This window comes from Paraflavitalea soli, assembly GCF_003555545.1.
In the GTDB taxonomy this organism is placed as follows: Bacteria; Bacteroidota; Bacteroidia; order Chitinophagales; family Chitinophagaceae; genus Paraflavitalea; species Paraflavitalea soli.
Window position 1 is genome coordinate 5,743,277 of sequence record NZ_CP032157.1, and the last position, 17,264, is coordinate 5,760,540.

Sequence of the window (17,264 nt, forward strand, 5' to 3'; positions counted from 1 at the left end):
TGATAAGATGATATTATTATAATTTTGTAACCAAATCCGGTGTATGCAATTTGAGAAAATTCATAATAAAGGACAAGCTCAGTTATTCAGGAACCGGTACCTGGAAATGCTTACAAAAACGCACCCACTGGTTATCTGGTGTATGTACCTCCCTGTTGTTGCCGGCCTGCCCTGGTATGCAGCTACCAGGTGGCATTTTACCGGATGGGCCATCACACTATTATTTATAGCCGGCATGTTCTTCTGGACCTTCTTTGAATATATGATGCACCGATATATATTTCACATGATCGCAGAAAGTCCGCGGGCGCAAAAAGTCATTTATATACTGCATGGCAATCATCACCATTTTCCCCGTGATAAAGAGCGCTTGTTTATGCCTCCGATACCCAGTCTTATGATAGCATCTTTGATCTTTGGGCTCATATACCTGGCCATGCATCAATACGCCTTCCTGTTTTTTCCCGGCTTTATATTGGGCTACCTCATTTACGGCAGTATGCATTACGCCATCCACGCCTGGAATCCTCCGTTCAAATGGATGAAATCACTTTGGCGCAATCATCACCTGCATCACTACAAAGATGAAGAACACGGCTATGGTGTTAGTACTACCCTTTGGGACAGGGTGTTTGGAACCATGTTTGATCTCAAAAAAGAGAAAGAAGACAAAGAGAAGGTCGACGGGTTACGATTCAAATGATCAAAATACTTTCTTATAGGTTCTATGTACTTTATCCAGTTTGGCGCCTGTAGCAGCATGAATGGCCAGCATTTTCTCGTTAAAATCGCCTACCCAGGCCAATTCCACTCCTTTTACAATACCTTTCGGCACTACTTCCAGCTGTAGCGTACGAATGAGGGCCGATTCAATACCATGATTTTGGTATTTCTTTTTGCAACCCATAATAATAATTCGCAGACGATCGATGGTCATCGTATTCTTATACCACAGGAACTTTAATTTGCCCCAAAGATCTAGCTTTCCGTTCACGTGTTTCAGCACCTGGTTCACATCAGGCATGCACACCACAAATGCAATGGGCTCCTCATTATAATAGGCAAACCAGATAATCTTTTCGTCCATCACAGGCTTCATCTGGCGCAATGATTCTTTAATAACCCCCATTTCTATGGGCACGAAGTTGTCAAAAGTACTCCAGGCATCATTATAGATATCCCTGAAATCCTCCGCATATTTATTGAGCTTACTTTTTTCAAAATGGCGGAATGAATAGCCGGGCTTTTTCATCACCCAATCGGCTATTTTGGTAAACCGTTCTGTAAAAGGCACCGTAATATCCAGGAAATTAGTAAGCTGGTCATATTCTTTTTCAAATCCATAGGATTCAAAAAACTCCTGGTAATAGGGAGGGTTGTAATTCATGCCCAGGCTGGGTGGTTTAAAACCCTGGATCAGCAATCCCCAGAATTTATCGTTCTCTCCAAAATTAATGGGACCTTCCATGGCTTGCATTCCATGGCCCTGCAGCCAGGCTTTAGCTGTATCCAATAATAAGTAAGCGGCTTTCTTATCGTTAATACAATCAAAAAAACCGGTACCACCCGTAGGTTGGGCATGCTTGTGCGCCTTCTCATAGTTGATAAAAGCAGCAATGCGGCCAATCAGCTGACCGTTATCATCCAACAGCAGCCAGCGCGTACATATACCATGCTCAAAAAACACATTGCGCAAGGGATCAAAAACGGCCTCCACATCATTGTCCAGCGGACTGATCCAGTTGGGATCGTCTTTATAGAGCTTCTTAGGCAGATCAATGAATTGGCGGGCCGTACGGGGGTTGCTAACCTCAATCAAGTTCATTGGGCGAACTTAGGAATTATTCACCATTTTTCGTCATCGGGAATATCGTTTGGTGCCTTGAACAGGTTCCTGGTATTGATTTTTTCCAGTTGACGCTCTACCATAAGGCCGGCGATCAGCTCACCGGCATTGGTACCCGCTTCCTGCGTCAAAACCTGCTTTAGGCGGGCCTCACTCACATCAAGCCGGTACAGGAGATTTACCAGCCCGTTGAAATCGGTTTGAATAAGCTGGTTGATGGCCGCTGCCAACTCCTGCATCCATTCTTCATAACGGGAAACCGGCCGAATGTTAAATTCCGCCGATAGCTGTTGCTGCACCAAGAATATGTTGTCCTGTTCTGACAAATTGAGTATTTTTAAGTAAGGTCCTCAATTGCAACGGAACCAATCTTATCCGGTAGAATATGCGTTCTATTGCAGGCCTTATTGTGTTTACCTTATTCCTATCTATGCACCTCCAGGCACAACGTACCCGTTATGCCAGCCTTAAAGGTACTGTTATTGATTCAGCCAGCCGTCAGCCCGTAGAGGCAGCCACCGTATCTGTTTTCCTGATAGCCGATTCTTCCCTCATTACTTATAGCATCACCAACAAAAAAGGAGAGTTCCTGGTCAATGAGATCCCCCAGGCCAAACCCTGCCGCGTAATGATATCCTATAGCGGCCTCCGCAGCTTTACACAGGACTTTGTTATTTCTCCCGAAACTAAAGAACTAATTATCAATACCGTCCGGTTACGGAAAGCCTATTCCGAAATGGAAGAAGTCATTGTATCGGCCCAACGGCCACCCGTTATGATCAAAAAAGATACCCTGGAATTCAATGCCGGCTCCTTTAAGACCCCTGTAAATGGGGTGGTGGAAGACCTGCTCAAACAACTACCTGGCGTGGAAGTAGATGCCGAGGGAAATATTACCGTGAATGGAAAAAAAGTAACCAAGATCACCGTGGATGGCAAAGACTTCTTCGCCAGCGATTTCAAGATCACTTCAAAAAACCTTCCCAAGGATATCATTGATAAAGTACAAATTGTTGATTACAAAACCCGCGAAGCCCAGTTTAATAAAACCACCACGGGCAATGAAGACAAGGCAATTAACCTGACACTCAAAAAAGACAAGAAAAAGGGCGTATTTGGCCGTGCCAGCGCAGGTTATGGATCGGACAAAAGACATGAATCCGGTGCCAGTGTAAATTATTTCGATGGCCCTCTCCAATTGAATTTTATTGGGTATGCCAATAATACCAACCGCATGAGTTTTTCCGGCGGCGATTTTTCCATGGGAAACCCCACCAGCAGCTTTAGCGGAAGGGGCAGCGGTATTACCGAAACCAAAGCCGCTGGCCTCAACTTCAGCAATGAGTTCAGTAAAAAGCTGCGGATGAATGGAAGTTATTTTTACAGTAACAGCCACATGACCAATGCCACCATCGCCCGGAGACAGAATATTTTACCAGATACTACTTTTTTCTACAATTCTGCCACCCGCACCACCAATGACAATGACAACCACCGCCTCAATGTGAATATTGATTACAAACCCGATAGTGCTACCGATGTATACGTTAATGCTTATGTCAATACCGGGACAACCACCACTTCTACCAGCAATGATGCGGTTTCCAGCAGTACCAAGGGCGATATCATTAATACAGCTGTCAATACTTTTAATGGAAATTCAGATGACAAAAATGGCGGCCTTGAATTTTTCTTTGGTCACCGCCTGAAAAAACGAGGCAGAAGCTTTACCCTCAGTATGAATTACAACAACACCAATCGCAAGTCCCTGGACGCCAATAAAGGCAATACCGTTTTTTATAAGGCCGACAGCAGCAGCACTGAAGATATGCTGGATCAACGTAGCAACACAACCGGCAAAAACAATGCATTAAGTCTCTCCGCTTCCTGGACCGAGCCTCTTACCTCCAAATTGAACATCATGTTCCTATACAATTATACGAATGGCAGTGGGCACAACGATAAGATCACCAACCGGTATAACCCGCTCACCCGGCAATATGATATACCTGATACATTATATAGCAATGCATTCCGGAATCGAAACCTGGCACATACCCCCTATATCTCTTTTAGCTATTACCACGAGAAATTCAATGCATCCATCAGTACCGGCATACAATGGCTGGAACAGGAAAACGTTTCTGCCCAGGAAAAGAACTTCCTGGCACAACACTATACCAATCTCTTTCCAACGGCAATTATCGGATACCGCTTTAGCAAAACCGGCAACATCAACCTAAATTACAATGGACGAACCCAGCAACCAACCATCGACCAGCTACAGCCCATACCCGACAACACCAACACCCTCTACATCAAATTAGGTAATCCCGATCTCAAACCATCATTCTATCATAATTTTAACCTCAATCTGCAACAATACGATAGCAAAACCTATTGGAATGGAAGTTTGGGATTCAGCACAGCTACCAACCAGATTGTAAGTGAAACCTGGTTTGACAGCGTACAATATACCAGGCCTATCAACAGCAATGGCAATTACAACTTTTCATACAATATCAATTTCAGCCGCAGCTGGAAAAAGAAAAACTGGTCTTTGCGCCTCACCCTTAGCAACAATGGTATGTACAACCGGAATGCTTCTTTTTCAAACAAACTAGAGAACATCACAAAATCCTATAGTGTCGCACAACGCATCGGCATCTCCTACACCTTTAAAGAGTTGATCACTTTTATGCCTTCCTTTATTGTTCGCTACAATGATACCCGGTATTCGCTTGAACATACACAGCCAACTGAAAACATCACCAAAGCGGTCACACTGAACATGTTTTTGAACTGGCCCAAACGATTTATCCTCGAAAACAATCTCCAATACAATAATAATAGCCGCACCGCCCCGGGTTTTCCCAAAGGCGTTACCATGTGGAATATGGCGCTTAATTATCAAATGTTCAAAGACAGGCAATCCACGCTCCGCCTGTCGATCTATGACCTGCTCAAACAAAATACCAGCATTTACCGCTCCATCACACCTACCTATATTGAAGATACCCAGGTACAGGTACTACAACAGTATTTCCTGGTGAGCTTTATCTATAACCTCAAACAGTTTAGGGCGAAGGGTTAGTGACCCCCTTAGAGCGAATGGCCATAAATAGCTCAAAATCATAGTAAAACTGTCGGCTGTTGGTCGCTTTAACAAAACTTTTAGGCCTTTTTATAAATTAGTCTTGAAGGAATTACGAATGATTCGTAATATTACGGAAACTTCGTAACAAGGACTTATGAGACAACTTTTACTAGCCATTTGCCTCCTCACCGTAGCAACAAGATCAATAGCCCAGGACAAAGGATCCATTAAAGGAAAACTGGCAGATTCATCCGGTAAACAAAGCCTTTCACTGGCTACCATTACCGTTTTTAAAGCAAAAGATACTTCCATTATTACTTATCGTTTAAGCGATCCCCAAGGGGAGTTTAAAGTACCCGGCCTTCCGTTAAATATACCCTGCCGTGTGGTGATCTCCTTTTCCGGCTACCGGGTGGTAAGGAAGGAGTTTGAGCTCACAGCAGATCAGCCACAGCTGGACCTTGGCACTCTTAAATTAGTGAATGATGCACAATCATTGGAAGAAGTGCTCGTAACTGCCGAACGACCGCCGGTAAGCGTAAAAAAAGATACTATTGAATTTAATGCTTCTGCTTTCAAAACCCTGCCTACTGCCCTGGTAGAAGACCTACTGAAAAAACTGCCGGGTGTGGATGTTGATAAGGACGGCAACATTACCGTCAATGGACGGGCAGTGAACCGGATCATGGTCGATGGAAAAGACTTTTTCGGTGGTGACCCCAAAATAGCCAGTCGCAACCTGCCGGCCAATATTATTGACAAGGTACAGGTAGCCGATGACAAAGACCAGCTGGACCAGAATCCGGATATCAACAGAAGTCAGCTGGGCCAGGTGATCAACCTGAGGCTTAAAAAAAGCATTAAACAGGGATGGTTTGGCAAGGCCTATGCCGGTGCCGGTACAGATGATCGCTACGAAGCAGGCGGCATTATGAATATGTTTCGTGATACCCTGCAGGTAAGCGTATTGGGCTATACCAATAACCTCAACAGGGCCGGGTTTGGTATTGGAGATGTAATGCAGACCGGCGGATTTCAGCGAAGTGGCGTCAACAGCGTATCCATTAATTCTGATGGCGGATTTGCGTTGAATGGTGTTTCCTTTGGAGGCATGGGCCAGGGCATTGTGAAAAGCACTGGCGGTGGCCTGAACATCAACAATGAGTTTGGTAAAAAGGTGAGCCTCAACATGCAGTATTTCTATGGACAAAACAACACCCGGCTGGATCAGCTAAGCAATGTGCAACAATTTTTTAGAGATACAGCCCTCACCACCCGCAGCACTACCCGTCAGGCGTCGGACGAATATACCCATCGCATAGGGGCAAGTCTGCGCTGGAAGATAGATTCCTTTACTACTTTTCGCTATGCTCCACAGGTAAACATAAAAAAGAACGAGTCCGAACGCCTGTTCAATTCTATAGCAGGCAGTAATTATGAGCCCCTGCTCAATGAAAGCAACAACAGTCAGCGTGTCAACGGCAATGATATTGGGTATTCCCACAACATCTCCTACAACCGTACATTCCGGAAAAAAGACCGGTCATTATACATCGGCCAGGGATTCAACCTATACAGCGGGGAAGACAACCAATTCAACAATATCATTGACACTTTCTATAAAGTACCCACCTCCAAACGTACCCTCAACCAGTTGCGCGACCACGATGCCAGGAATTTCCGCGCCAGCCTGTCTTTCAATTACAATGAACCCCTTACCAAATCACTGGGCCTTAAGTTCAATGGCAATGCCGAATACTTCAAAGACAATGATGAATTGAATACCTACAACCAGGGAGTATCCGGTGAGGAATATGATGTGTTAAACCCTGCCCTGTCAAATGCTGTCAAAAGAAGTGGCACACGTGGCACTATCACTACCCTGCTCAACTGGAAGATCAAAAAATGGAGTATTATGCCTGGCATTTCTTATCAGACACTCAACATTGACAATGAATTTGCCAAAAACCCTTCCATTAATCAAAACTTCAATTACCTATTGCCAGCCCTGAATATTAATGTGAAGGAATGGTCATTCAGCTACAATGTGAATGTACAGGAACCCCGCGCTACCGACCTGCAACCAGTAGTGGACAATACCAATACGCTGTATCAGCAATTGGGAAACCCTTCCCTCACTCCCACCAAAGCACATAACCTTGGTCTGTACTACAATAAGTACGATACCAAAAGGGGTATGAATTACAATGTTTATTTTAATGGAAGTATCAGTGATGATGCTGTGATCAGGGAAAGGACCGTAGATAACAAAGGGGTGCAGATCACCCGGCCCATAAACATTAATGGTATCTGGCGTTTTTCGGCCAGCACCAACGTGAGCAAGCAATTCAAATTCAAAAGCAATTGGCAACTATCAATACGAGGTAGCTTTTGGGGCGACTACAACCGGAATATAGTGATCGTCAACAACAACCGCAGCGAGGTAAAGAACTGGCGCATCACGCCCGGCCTCAATGCATCCTTTAACTTAAAAGATAAGTTTGAATTTAACCAGCGTTACTCCATTGGCTGGAACAAAAGCCAATACCAAAGCGATGCCTATCCCGACCTGGAAGTGATTACCCATAACTCCACCTCCGAGGTAATAGTACGGCTACCAAAACATTTTGTATGGGAAAGCTCCATCGACTATTTCTATAATCCACAAACAGCACCCGGCGTACGTAAAAGCAACCTGCGGTGGAATGGCGGCATCAATTATATGTTCCTTAAAGATGATAAAGGACAGCTTAAACTGTCAGTATACGATTTACTGAACCAGAACATCAGCGTGAACCGTGTAACGCGGGAAAACTATATCCAGGACAACCAGACCACCATCCTGCGTCGCTATTTCCTGCTCACCTTTACCTACAATATTCGCAGTTTTGGTGCGCCCAAGGGCGGCCAGAAAACCTTCGGCAAGAATGGCCTTTTTATGTTTTAACAGATAGATTTTCTCATGAGTCCCTGGAGGGTTGGTCTTTATGACCAGCCCTTTTTTATTGAATGGCTGTAACAGTGAGAAAAAGTTATTTTTTAGGCAAATAGGCAATCAATTCAATTTCCAGTCTGGCATCATGCATATATAGCCGGTTCACCTGCATCCAGGTAGCAGCCGGAAAATCGCCTTTATAAAAGGCTTTACGTACCTGGTTATACTGCTTCATGGCCTCCATATCCGTAGTATAGAGATTTTCCTTCACTACATTCTGAAAAGTGGCGCCATAGTGTTGCAATGTTTTCTCCAATGCCTCATATACCTGTTTAATGCCCTCCGGGTTTACATTCCTGGCTACGGTACCAGATATATAGATCACGTTATCTATTTTCACGGCCTGCGCATAACCCGCTGTTGTATCCTGCGTGCCGCGCCCCCAGTTGAATTTTTCCTTTTTAATATCGTTATCCTGCCCAATGACATCGACAGCCAGGCATAACAGGGCCAGGCAACATACAAAAGCTGTTTTGCAGATCATCTTTTTCATATGTAGAGTTTTAAAATTTCTCCATCACCCCAAGGCCAAATAAGGCGAAGTCATATTTGGCCGGATCATTCTTATCCAGCTTCCTTAAATAGCTGGTAAGCTCCAGCGCTGCCAACCAGTCAACCGGTGCACGCTCCAGCAACTTAAATCTTTTGGCCACCCGCGCTACATGCAAATCTATAGGGCATATCAATTGAGCAGGAGTAAGGGTGGACCAAATGCCAAAATCAACGCCCTGGTCGTCATTACGCACCATCCAGCGGAGATACATATTCAGCCGCTTGCAGGAAGAGTTCTTTTCGGGCGAAGCAATATGCTTGCGGGTACGGGGAGGTACGTGCTCCAGCGAGAAAAAATAATGATAGAATCCAATGAGCGCCTGCTCGATGGTCTCATCTCCGGCCGACATCCACTGTGTAAAGGCAGTCTCCAGTGAGGCGTGTTTTGAATAATGATATTGCAGGAAACTGATAAAATACAACAGGTCAGTTGTATTGAAAGTACGATGCTTAAAGCCTTCCAGCCTGCGCAGATCCTGCTCCGTGTGCTGTAGTACAAAATCATGCGGTGCATTGTCCATCAACTGCATCAACTCCTTCGACTTCTTAATGATCGTAGTCCGGTTGCCCCAGGCAAAAATAGCCGCAAATAGGCCGGCAATCTCAATATCCTGCTTTTTCTGAAAGAGGTGGGGAATACAGATCGGATCAGCCTTGATAAAATCAGGCTGGTTATATTCGCTGGCTTTTTTATTAAAGAATTCAGACAGGTCTTTCGACTTCCCACTCATGCTGCAAATATCTGCTTTTGACCGTTCATTCCTACTTTCCCTTATCCAGCGCCATTTTAGCGGCAAGGGCCGTCAGCACACTGGCCATAAACCATTTTTGGATCCTTACCCACTGTGGTTTGCTGGCAAACCATACGGCTGCCCTGGCAGCAGAAAGTACGATGAGAAAATTGACTGTAAAACTGATCAGCATCTGTGTTATGCCCAGCGTTAAACTTTGAGTAAGCACATGGCCATAAGCTGGTTTAATGAACTGCGGAAAAAGCGACAGGTAAAATACCGCTACCTTGGGATTGAGCACATTCGTCAGAAAGCCCATGCGGAACAACTTGGCAGGATTGTCATCCGGCAGGTCTTTTTTCGTTTCAAATATCCCCTTGCTGCCCGGCTTGATCGCCTGCCAGGCCAGGTAAAGCAGGTAAATAACCCCCATCGTTTTAAGAATGGTATAAGCATAGGGAACAGCAAATAAAATAGCCGTAAGACCAAAAGACACCAGGATAATATGAAATAAGAATCCACATACCACCCCTGCCAGGGAAATAAGGCCTGCTTTACGCCCTTGCGTGATGGAGCGTGAAATAAGGTAGATCATATTGGGACCGGGACTGATCACCAACACCAATGCGGCCAGCGCAAAGAGCAACAGTTCATTGAAAGGTATCATAGTATAAGTATTAATCAAATTTATCACCCTATGGCCTGCTCCAGGTCCAATACCAGGTCTTCCAGGTCCTCAATACCAACACTCAGGCGGATCAAAGAATCACTCAAGCCGTTCTTGATCCTTTCTTCTCTGGGTATCGAAGCATGCGTCATAGAGGCAGGATGATTGATCAGTGATTCCACCCCACCCAGGCTTTCTGCCAATGAAAATATTTTGGTAGACGACAATACCTTCATGGCCGTTTCCACACTATCATCTTTCAAAGTAAAGCTCATCATACCACCAAAACCGCGCATTTGCTTTTTAGCTACCGCATATCCAGGATGGTCTTCAAAACCGCACCAGTATACCTTACCTACTTTAGGGTGTTGCCGCAGGAACCCGGCAACTTTCTCACCGTTCTCACAATGACGTTGCATACGCACATGCAATGTTTTGATGCCTCGCAATACCAGGAAGCAATCCATAGGTCCTGGTACCGCGCCACAGCTTTTCTGTATAAAATACAACTGATCACGCAAGGCTGTATCATTCATTACCAGCGCACCCTGGATCACATCACTATGCCCGCCCAGATATTTTGTAGAAGAATGCATTACAATATCAGCCCCAAAGTCCAATGGGTTCTGCAGATAAGGAGAAGCAAATGTGTTATCAACACACACCAACACCTGGTGTTGTTTGGCCAGGGCCGTTACCGCTCCGATATCTGTAATATTCATCAGCGGATTAGTAGGCGTTTCCGTCCAGATAAGTTTGGTGTTTGGGGTGATAGCACTGGCAATGGCAGCTAGATCAGTCATGTCCACGTATTTGAACCGGATACCAAACTTTTCAAAAACCTTCGTAAAAAGGCGGTAAGTGCCGCCATACAGATCATTACCCGTTACTACTTCATCACCGGGAGCCAACAATTTCAACACTGCATCAGTAGCTGCAACACCGCTGCTAAAAGCCAAACCATACTTGCCATTCTCGATCACAGCCAGCGCATCTTCCAACGCTTTACGCGTAGGGTTTTGCGAACGGGCGTATTCATAGCCTTTGTTTTTTCCCGGCGCTTCCTGCACATAAGTAGAGGTTTGATAAATAGGCGTCATGATAGCTCCTGTAGAAGGATCAGGTTCCGCTCCCGCATGTATGAACTTAGTGGCTGGCTTCATAATTTATTAATATTGGTAAATTTACGATTACAAAGATGCGGAATTATCCCTTACTGATCCCTATGCGTTTTTATCAAAACTTCTCCAGTTTCTCCACTTACAATTCCGGATTTCCAGTTTAACAGAAGCTTAACCTTAAACCCAAAATAAGGTGTAACATTTCTGAAACCCTTTACAGGACTGCATTCCACCACTTCTAACGGGTACTATAAGACCCGCCTATCTGCGAAAACCTTCGTATTGCTTATCATGAACCTTCCGTCCTTACCAATTGGCTTGCCACCTATATACTTCTGCTATTACATTTGGGTCGTAAAACATTTGTTACACAGTTCACCCAATAAAAAGTATAGCCATGAAACAAGTATTAATGATCATTTGCACCGTCCTGATAGGAGCTGCTGCATACGCTTACGATCCTAATGAAAAGGTATTGAAATCTTTCCGTGAAACATTTACCCAGGCCGAAGAGGTTAAATGGGACGAGACAGACAACTACTTTACCGTTAGTTTCGTAAGCGCCGGAATTCGCTCTAAAGTGAATTACGACAAGGAAGGAAATATGTTGAGCTCCATCCGTTACTATTCACCCCAGTTGCTTCCCTTGAATATCTTCAATAAGCTGAAAAAGGAAAACGCTAAGAAAAACCTGTTTGGTGTAACTGAAGTTACTTCCGGCAGCGACGTTACCTATTACGTAAAAATGGAAGATGGGAAACATTGGTTCACCCTTAAAGTGGACGAATCAGGTAATACACAAATTTTTGAAAAATACAAGAAAGGTTAGCCGGGAGGCCGGGCGGGTTTCAGCCAGTTTCTAGTCTATTTGTAGTAACGTACCGGCCACCAGGTATCTCCAATCAAAGTTATCAGCCGCATGGGTCTCCTGCGGCTGAATTTTTTTATCCAGTACAGCAGGTTTCAACACCCCCATTTTTACCAGCCCTCTCTGTGCTTCCCGGATATAGGCTGCCAGCCGTTTATCCTGCATCCAGGTTTGCTGTGGAGGCTCAAAGCCCACCTTGTCCTTTCGCCACACAATACCAGCCGGCAAGGCAGGCTCCATACTTTTACGCAACAGCCATTTGGTATACCCATCCCGTATTTTAAACCCCGCAGGCAGGGAAAAAATAAAAGTAGCCAGTTCGTGATACAGGAAGGGCAGCCTTACTTCCCGGCTATGCGCCATAGAGTTACGATCCGCATATTGCAACAACTCCTCCAGTCCGTTGAGGAATGTATTATAATAAAGTGCACCGTTCAGCGTAGGTACATGCGGTACCTGGTAATGAGACTTGCCATAAGCTTCCGTAAATCCGCTGGTCAGGTCTCCCTGCTTCCGCTGTTGCCGGCTTCGCTGGCGTACCTGCCAGGTTTCCGCAAAATGTGGCAGCCGCGCCGCCAGCTTTTGCTTCCAGTTCCAAAGCCCATCTGGCCCCACCCCTCCGGCTTCCTGCAGCTCCCTGCGTAGCAAGGGCCTGTTTTGCCGGTACAGTTCGCGCCAATACCAGGAATAATATTTGGTATAGCCACCCAGTATTTCATCCGCCCCCTGCCCATCCAGCAGCACCGTTACCCCATGTTGTTTTGCCAGTTCAAACACCTTGTACTGCGCCACAACACTGGCCGATTGGAAAGGCTCTTCCTGATGGTAACAAATACGCTCAAAATCACTGATCAGACTATCAGCATCAGGTTGTACCTGGTGGTTGCTCACCCCAAACCTACCCGCCGTCAAGCCGATCTGTGCCGATTCATCACGCGCAAATCCAGGGAAAGTAGCAGAAAAGGTCGCCATCTTAACTGGCCGATCCGCTGCCTGGTGAATGCAGGCCAGTACAGCTGCACTGTCCAGCCCCCCGCTCAGGGAAGTACCTACCGGCACGTCACTCCGTAACCGACGGCTAACAGACAACGATAAAAGACTTTTCAGCTGCTCAATAGCATCCGGCTCACTGATCGAATGATTGGTGGCTGTTATATCAATATCCCAATAACTATGCTCAGACAACGTTTGCCTGCCCATGTCGTATAAGAGGAAGCTGCGGGCAGGTAATTTATAAATACCCGTGTAGAATGTTTCGCCCGTATTGTGAGGATTCTGAACATAGCCCAGCGTAATATAATTGAACAGCATCCGCTCATTTACCTTCTTTTCAATGCCAGCTGCCCACAGCGCCTTCATTTCACTGCCAAATACAAACTGCTGTTCATCCGTATAATAGTAGAAAGGCTTTTCGCCAAACCGGTCACGCGCCGCAAACAACAGCTGTTCTTTCCGGTCCCAGATCGCAAAGGCAAACATACCATCAAAATGTTCCAGGCAATCCGTTCCCCAGGCTGCATAAGCCGCCAGGATCACTTCCGTATCAGACTGTGACCGGAAACTATAGCCCCGCTGTTCCAGCGTTTGTTTTAACTCCCGGTAATTGTAGAGTTCTCCATTATATACAATGGTATAAAGGTCCAGGTAATGCATGGGCTGTGCAGCCAGCTCACTCAGGTCAATGATAGATAATCGACGATGCCCCAATGCTACTTGCCCTCCGGGAGCTATCCAACAAGCTTCGCCATCCGGTCCACGGTGCGCAAGCGCATCAGTCATGTTTTTAACACGCTGCTCCGATACCAATACAGGATTGGCAGATAGTATACCGGCAATGCCACACATAGAGGCCTAAGATACAACTCTTAAAAGGTAAACGGCAGTTTGGCCCGCACACTGTCCCATTCCATGATCAGTTCGGCGCCTTTATCAACCTTTTCAAACTCCATGGTAAAAACTTCGAAGGGGTAATTCGTCCTGTTAATAGGAATGGTAAATTTATGAACGTCTTTGGTAGAATCTATTTTAAGACCCCAGGTAAACAGGTCACTGTTTAATATAAGGGTCCACTTATCTTCAAAAGGTATACAGTATAATACATAACGTCCTTTCCCCACCTTTTCATTATCGATCGTTACATCCTTAAAGAACTCGATTTCCGTAGCTTCATTAGCACCCAGGCGCCATACATGCCCATATTTCAATACATCGCCAAAGATCGAACGTCCGCTCTTTTGGGGCCTGCTATAGATCACCCTGGCCACCAAAGGCTCCTGCACATTCTTCGACATTTTGAGCTTGGGATAATCCACCGGGTAATAAGACATATCCATCGGCGATTTATCGACACCCAAAGGCACTTGTTTGTCATTGGGGGTGCTAATAGCAGGGTTGATGGTTACCTGGTTACTGCCGGGAGGCGCCTTTTGTTCACATGCCCATAACAACACCGATAAGCCAATTAGCAGAAGAAAGCCTTTGTATTTACTGGTTCTGTGCATACAGGAAAAAATAACGATTTGATCAATTACTCTGAAAACTAAAGGGCACCAGTGCTTTTACATTATCCCACATAATGGCCAGGTTAAGCCCCGTACTATCTTTCTCAAACTGCATCGTAAATGCTTCAGCCGATTCCGGTAGTTTTTGTGCAGGGACATCTACCCTCAACGCATCTTTTTTGGGATCATACTGGAAAGCCCCCCAGATATCCGTTTCCTTATTGAATATGATGGTCCATTTATCCTGGTAAGGAATCGCATACATCGTATAACGCCCTTTCTTCAACCTGGTCTCTGTACCACACTTTACATCCTTATAGATCTCTATTTCCGTAGCTTCATTAGCCCCCAGCCGCCATATCTGGCCATACTCCACCAGTTCCCCAAACACCGAACGGCCGTTTTTTAGCGGCCGGCTGTAAATAACCCTGGCCATCAGGGGCTCATTAGCTTTATTCTGAATTTTCAGCACCGGGTAATTTACCGGGTAGTAAGCCATATCCATCGGCGACTTATCAACAGCCGGAAGCTTTAACTGAGCCAGGGATGCTGACGCACAAAATAGCAACAGGGAAAAAAGGAACTTCACTTGCTTCATGTCCTTCATGGTTTAAGCGGCAAAAATAACAGATTAACACCGAACTAAATGGCTTTTACAGGATAGACGGATGCTTGTCATCAACCGTTTGGGTATTACCTGATTACCAGACCAATTACCGTCAGCATCGCCCATCCATAAGACTCTCCGGCAGGCATTTACCCCTTTGCCAGTTTGATTAAAAACGGATTAAACTATTTTTTGCTATCAAGCTCCTCCAGCGTGGCAAAAGCAAAGGCTTTTAAAGCAGGAAAAAAATCGGCATAATACTGTTGCAATACCTCATAATTATCCTCAAATAACTTAAAAGCTACCCGGCTTTCTGTAAGGTAAACCGAACGTCGAACCACCCCCTGAAAGCTGCGTTCAATACCCAGCCGCTCACGGTAACCATACAGCCAGTTGTATTCCTTCATATAAGGATACATTTCCCTGAAAGGGGCCGGGAATAAAGACTGGTATTGATCCAACCTGCCATATACTTCCTGTGAAAACGCAAACAACCCATTACCTGGAAACGACTGCTCATCATTGGCCAGAAAATGATCATATACCACATCCACAAAAGCACCACTGTATAGCCGGTAATGGGGGCGGAAGATAGACTTGGCCGCAGCGGTTACAGCATGCTCGTCAGTAAAAGTATCAATAGCCCTGTGCAGTACAATACCCTTGTGCACAGGGACCGGATATTCGAATTGCTTTTTCCCTTTTACAAAGTCACTGATCAGATTGCCTACCAGTACACCGGGAACATTAAAAGAGAGGTATGCATGGGCCAGATAATTCACAAATCGTAAGTATTGAATCAATTATATTACAATTTACACGATTTTAAAATGCTTTAACGATTGCCTGGCTTGTTAAAACCGTTAAAATTTTGTGATGAATGGTAAAGCAACCTATTGCATTGAAAAAGTATAATTTCATCACATCATCATGTGATAGCATATCCCCGCTTTTGGTGACGATGTGATATTTTTAACAACCCCTGTTTTCATTAACCCTGGGTTAACTTTTTTTTAAGAAATACTCCAGAGTTTCCTGAAACCCTTTACCAGCAAGCATTTCACAAATTTCCAATCAATCCGCCAGCCTAACATTGCACAACCCTCGTTAACCTGCTTTAACATTGACCACCATTAATCACTATTCACTTGCAAACAGTTAATGCGCCCTCTACTTTTGTGCAGGCTTAACCAAAGCCATGCACCATAAACAAAAAATAAAAGTACAGTCATGAAAAAGTTTTTTATCTCCCTGCTGATGTTGATCAGCGTATTTAGTTATGCAGCCACTCCCGACAAAGGAGAAAAAGTAAGCGCCCACATTCAGGCAGCGTTGGAAAAAGAGTTTAAAGGAGCCCAGTACATAGTATGGCAATCTTTAAAAGGCCATCAGCTCTTCCACGCCAAGTTCATCTATAATAATGAACAGGTCAACGCCTTCTTTGAGGAGGATGGTAACCTCCTGGCTATCGGCCGGTACATAGCCCCTGCTTCTTTGCCATTGGCCATTACCAAAAGTATCAATAGCAAATACGCCGAATACGAATTGAAGGACGTAATTGAGTACAGCAAGTCCGGCGAAACCAGCTACGTGATCTCCCTGGAAAACGAAAAGACCCGTATGGTTGTAGAGGCTTACAACAATGGCAATACCTATCTATTTAAAAAAGAAAAAAAGAATTTATCTGCTAAGCTGTAACATTTGAAAAAACCTTGCGTCGTATATAGTGTAGGAAGTTTGAAAGTGCAGCGCCGGAAAAACAATCAACATAATTCACACATAAAGTATTTACCATGAAAAAGATGATGTTAGTTTGGGCCTTAATGTTAACAGTAGGTATCGGTTCCTCTTTTGCCCATTTCAGCGAAACCGTTAGTCAGGAAGTAGTCAACGCTTTTAAGAAAGATTTTTCCGGCGCACAGGATGTAAGCTGGGAATCCGGCAAAACCTTCGCAAAAGCCACTTTCAAAATGAACGACCAGGTAATGTTCGCTTATTATTCCAAAGAGGGTGAATTGCAGGCCACAACCCGCAACATTATCTCTGCCCAGCTGCCTATCAACCTGCTGGCCGACCTGAAGAAAAGTTACGGCCAATATTGGATCACCGACCTTTTTGAAATGGCAGCCAACAGCAGCACAAGCTATTATATCACACTCCAGGATGGTGAGCAGAACGTGATCTTAAGATCAAATGGCGCAGCTGGCTGGGAAGTATATAAAAAAGAAAAGAAAGCAATATAAAGAGTCTGAAAGTTGGTTTTAGTTGGAAAGAGAAGG

16 protein-coding genes are annotated in these 17,264 nt (G+C 44.9%); 6 read left to right on the forward strand and 10 right to left on the reverse strand.

The window, feature by feature from the left end; all coding sequences use genetic code 11:
* Positions 1–43 precede the first annotated feature (43 nt).
* Positions 44–703: a sterol desaturase family protein gene (locus D3H65_RS21690; RefSeq protein WP_119052326.1), complete on the forward strand. Its 660-nt coding sequence runs from the start codon at positions 44–46 to the stop codon at positions 701–703.
* Here D3H65_RS21690 and D3H65_RS21695 read toward each other — a convergent pair whose 3' ends face one another.
* Together D3H65_RS21695 and D3H65_RS21700 are read right to left on the reverse strand one after the other, a co-directional pair.
* Positions 704–1,825, reverse strand: coding sequence for a GNAT family N-acetyltransferase (locus tag D3H65_RS21695; protein WP_119052327.1), 1,122 nt, complete (start codon positions 1,823–1,825; stop codon positions 704–706).
* A gap of 20 nt (positions 1,826–1,845) precedes the next feature.
* Positions 1,846–2,172 (reverse strand): hypothetical protein, encoded by a 327-nt coding sequence (locus tag D3H65_RS21700; RefSeq protein ID WP_119052328.1) that lies wholly within the window; start codon positions 2,170–2,172, stop codon positions 1,846–1,848.
* Positions 2,173–2,231: 59 nt separating this feature from the next.
* Here D3H65_RS21700 and D3H65_RS21705 point away from each other — a divergent pair, with 59 nt between their 5' ends.
* Together D3H65_RS21705 and D3H65_RS21710 are read left to right on the forward strand one after the other, a co-directional pair.
* Positions 2,232–4,940, forward strand: coding sequence for an outer membrane beta-barrel protein (locus D3H65_RS21705; RefSeq protein ID WP_119052329.1), 2,709 nt, complete (start codon positions 2,232–2,234; stop codon positions 4,938–4,940).
* 157 nt (positions 4,941–5,097) lie between these two features.
* Positions 5,098–7,890 carry an outer membrane beta-barrel protein gene (locus tag D3H65_RS21710; protein WP_119052330.1) on the forward strand — a complete coding sequence of 931 codons (2,793 nt, stop codon included), beginning with the start codon at positions 5,098–5,100 and terminating at the stop codon, positions 7,888–7,890.
* Between the two features lie 85 nt (positions 7,891–7,975).
* Here the strand turns inward: D3H65_RS21710 and D3H65_RS21715 are convergent, their stop codons facing one another.
* The 4 genes from D3H65_RS21715 to D3H65_RS21730 are packed head-to-tail and all read right to left on the reverse strand — an operon-like array spanning position 7,976 to position 11,051.
* Positions 7,976–8,431, reverse strand: a complete 456-nt coding sequence (locus D3H65_RS21715; protein ID WP_119052331.1) for a RidA family protein — start codon at positions 8,429–8,431, stop codon at positions 7,976–7,978.
* Between the two features lie 10 nt (positions 8,432–8,441).
* Complete coding sequence (locus tag D3H65_RS21720) at positions 8,442–9,221, reverse strand: TIGR02757 family protein (RefSeq protein ID WP_119052332.1); 780 nt, start codon at positions 9,219–9,221, stop codon at positions 8,442–8,444.
* A gap of 31 nt (positions 9,222–9,252) precedes the next feature.
* Entirely contained in the window at positions 9,253–9,888 is a 636-nt protein-coding gene (locus tag D3H65_RS21725; protein WP_119052333.1) for a LysE family translocator, read from the reverse strand.
* A 23-nt stretch (positions 9,889–9,911) separates the two neighbouring features.
* Positions 9,912–11,051 carry a cystathionine gamma-synthase gene (locus tag D3H65_RS21730; RefSeq protein ID WP_119052334.1) on the reverse strand — a complete coding sequence of 380 codons (1,140 nt, stop codon included), beginning with the start codon at positions 11,049–11,051 and terminating at the stop codon, positions 9,912–9,914.
* A gap of 355 nt (positions 11,052–11,406) precedes the next feature.
* Between D3H65_RS21730 and D3H65_RS21735 the strand changes: the two genes are divergently transcribed.
* On the forward strand, positions 11,407–11,838 hold the full coding sequence (locus D3H65_RS21735; RefSeq protein ID WP_119052335.1) for a hypothetical protein: 432 nt from the start codon (positions 11,407–11,409) through the stop codon (positions 11,836–11,838).
* Positions 11,839–11,868: 30 nt separating this feature from the next.
* Here D3H65_RS21735 and asnB read toward each other — a convergent pair whose 3' ends face one another.
* The 4 genes from asnB to D3H65_RS21755 form a co-directional block, all read right to left on the reverse strand.
* Positions 11,869–13,722: an asparagine synthase (glutamine-hydrolyzing) gene (gene asnB / locus D3H65_RS21740; protein WP_119052336.1), complete on the reverse strand. Its 1,854-nt coding sequence runs from the start codon at positions 13,720–13,722 to the stop codon at positions 11,869–11,871.
* A gap of 20 nt (positions 13,723–13,742) precedes the next feature.
* Complete coding sequence (locus D3H65_RS21745; protein WP_119052337.1) at positions 13,743–14,378, reverse strand: DUF2911 domain-containing protein; 636 nt, start codon at positions 14,376–14,378, stop codon at positions 13,743–13,745.
* Positions 14,379–14,400: 22 nt separating this feature from the next.
* On the reverse strand, positions 14,401–14,976 hold the full coding sequence (locus D3H65_RS21750; RefSeq protein WP_119054598.1) for a DUF2911 domain-containing protein: 576 nt from the start codon (positions 14,974–14,976) through the stop codon (positions 14,401–14,403).
* Between the two features lie 194 nt (positions 14,977–15,170).
* Positions 15,171–15,767 carry an acyl carrier protein phosphodiesterase gene (locus D3H65_RS21755; protein ID WP_119054599.1) on the reverse strand — a complete coding sequence of 199 codons (597 nt, stop codon included), beginning with the start codon at positions 15,765–15,767 and terminating at the stop codon, positions 15,171–15,173.
* A gap of 448 nt (positions 15,768–16,215) precedes the next feature.
* Between D3H65_RS21755 and D3H65_RS21760 the strand changes: the two genes are divergently transcribed.
* Positions 16,216–16,683 carry a hypothetical protein gene (locus D3H65_RS21760; RefSeq protein ID WP_119052338.1) on the forward strand — a complete coding sequence of 156 codons (468 nt, stop codon included), beginning with the start codon at positions 16,216–16,218 and terminating at the stop codon, positions 16,681–16,683.
* Positions 16,684–16,778: 95 nt separating this feature from the next.
* Positions 16,779–17,228: a hypothetical protein gene (locus D3H65_RS21765; protein WP_162915762.1), complete on the forward strand. Its 450-nt coding sequence runs from the start codon at positions 16,779–16,781 to the stop codon at positions 17,226–17,228.
* Positions 17,229–17,264 lie beyond the last annotated feature (36 nt).

Bases quoted from the DNA above. Each gene is read 5' to 3' on its own strand.
- D3H65_RS21690 (WP_119052326.1), top strand. From the start codon at position 44: ATGCAATTTGAGAAAATTCATAATAAAGGACAAGCTCAGTTATTCAGG.
- asnB (WP_119052336.1), bottom strand. From the start codon at position 13,722: ATGTGTGGCATTGCCGGTATACTATCTGCCAATCCTGTATTGGTATCG.
- D3H65_RS21735 (WP_119052335.1), top strand. From the start codon at position 11,407: ATGAAACAAGTATTAATGATCATTTGCACCGTCCTGATAGGAGCTGCT.
- D3H65_RS21720 (WP_119052332.1), bottom strand. From the start codon at position 9,221: ATGAGTGGGAAGTCGAAAGACCTGTCTGAATTCTTTAATAAAAAAGCC.
- D3H65_RS21705 (WP_119052329.1), top strand. From the start codon at position 2,232: ATGCGTTCTATTGCAGGCCTTATTGTGTTTACCTTATTCCTATCTATG.
- D3H65_RS21745 (WP_119052337.1), bottom strand. From the start codon at position 14,378: ATGCACAGAACCAGTAAATACAAAGGCTTTCTTCTGCTAATTGGCTTA.
- D3H65_RS21730 (WP_119052334.1), bottom strand. From the start codon at position 11,051: ATGAAGCCAGCCACTAAGTTCATACATGCGGGAGCGGAACCTGATCCT.
- D3H65_RS21765 (WP_162915762.1), top strand. From the start codon at position 16,779: ATGAAAAAGATGATGTTAGTTTGGGCCTTAATGTTAACAGTAGGTATC.
- D3H65_RS21695 (WP_119052327.1), bottom strand. From the start codon at position 1,825: ATGAACTTGATTGAGGTTAGCAACCCCCGTACGGCCCGCCAATTCATT.
- D3H65_RS21710 (WP_119052330.1), top strand. From the start codon at position 5,098: ATGAGACAACTTTTACTAGCCATTTGCCTCCTCACCGTAGCAACAAGA.
- D3H65_RS21760 (WP_119052338.1), top strand. From the start codon at position 16,216: ATGAAAAAGTTTTTTATCTCCCTGCTGATGTTGATCAGCGTATTTAGT.
- D3H65_RS21725 (WP_119052333.1), bottom strand. From the start codon at position 9,888: ATGATACCTTTCAATGAACTGTTGCTCTTTGCGCTGGCCGCATTGGTG.
- D3H65_RS21715 (WP_119052331.1), bottom strand. From the start codon at position 8,431: ATGAAAAAGATGATCTGCAAAACAGCTTTTGTATGTTGCCTGGCCCTG.
- D3H65_RS21750 (WP_119054598.1), bottom strand. From the start codon at position 14,976: ATGAAGCAAGTGAAGTTCCTTTTTTCCCTGTTGCTATTTTGTGCGTCA.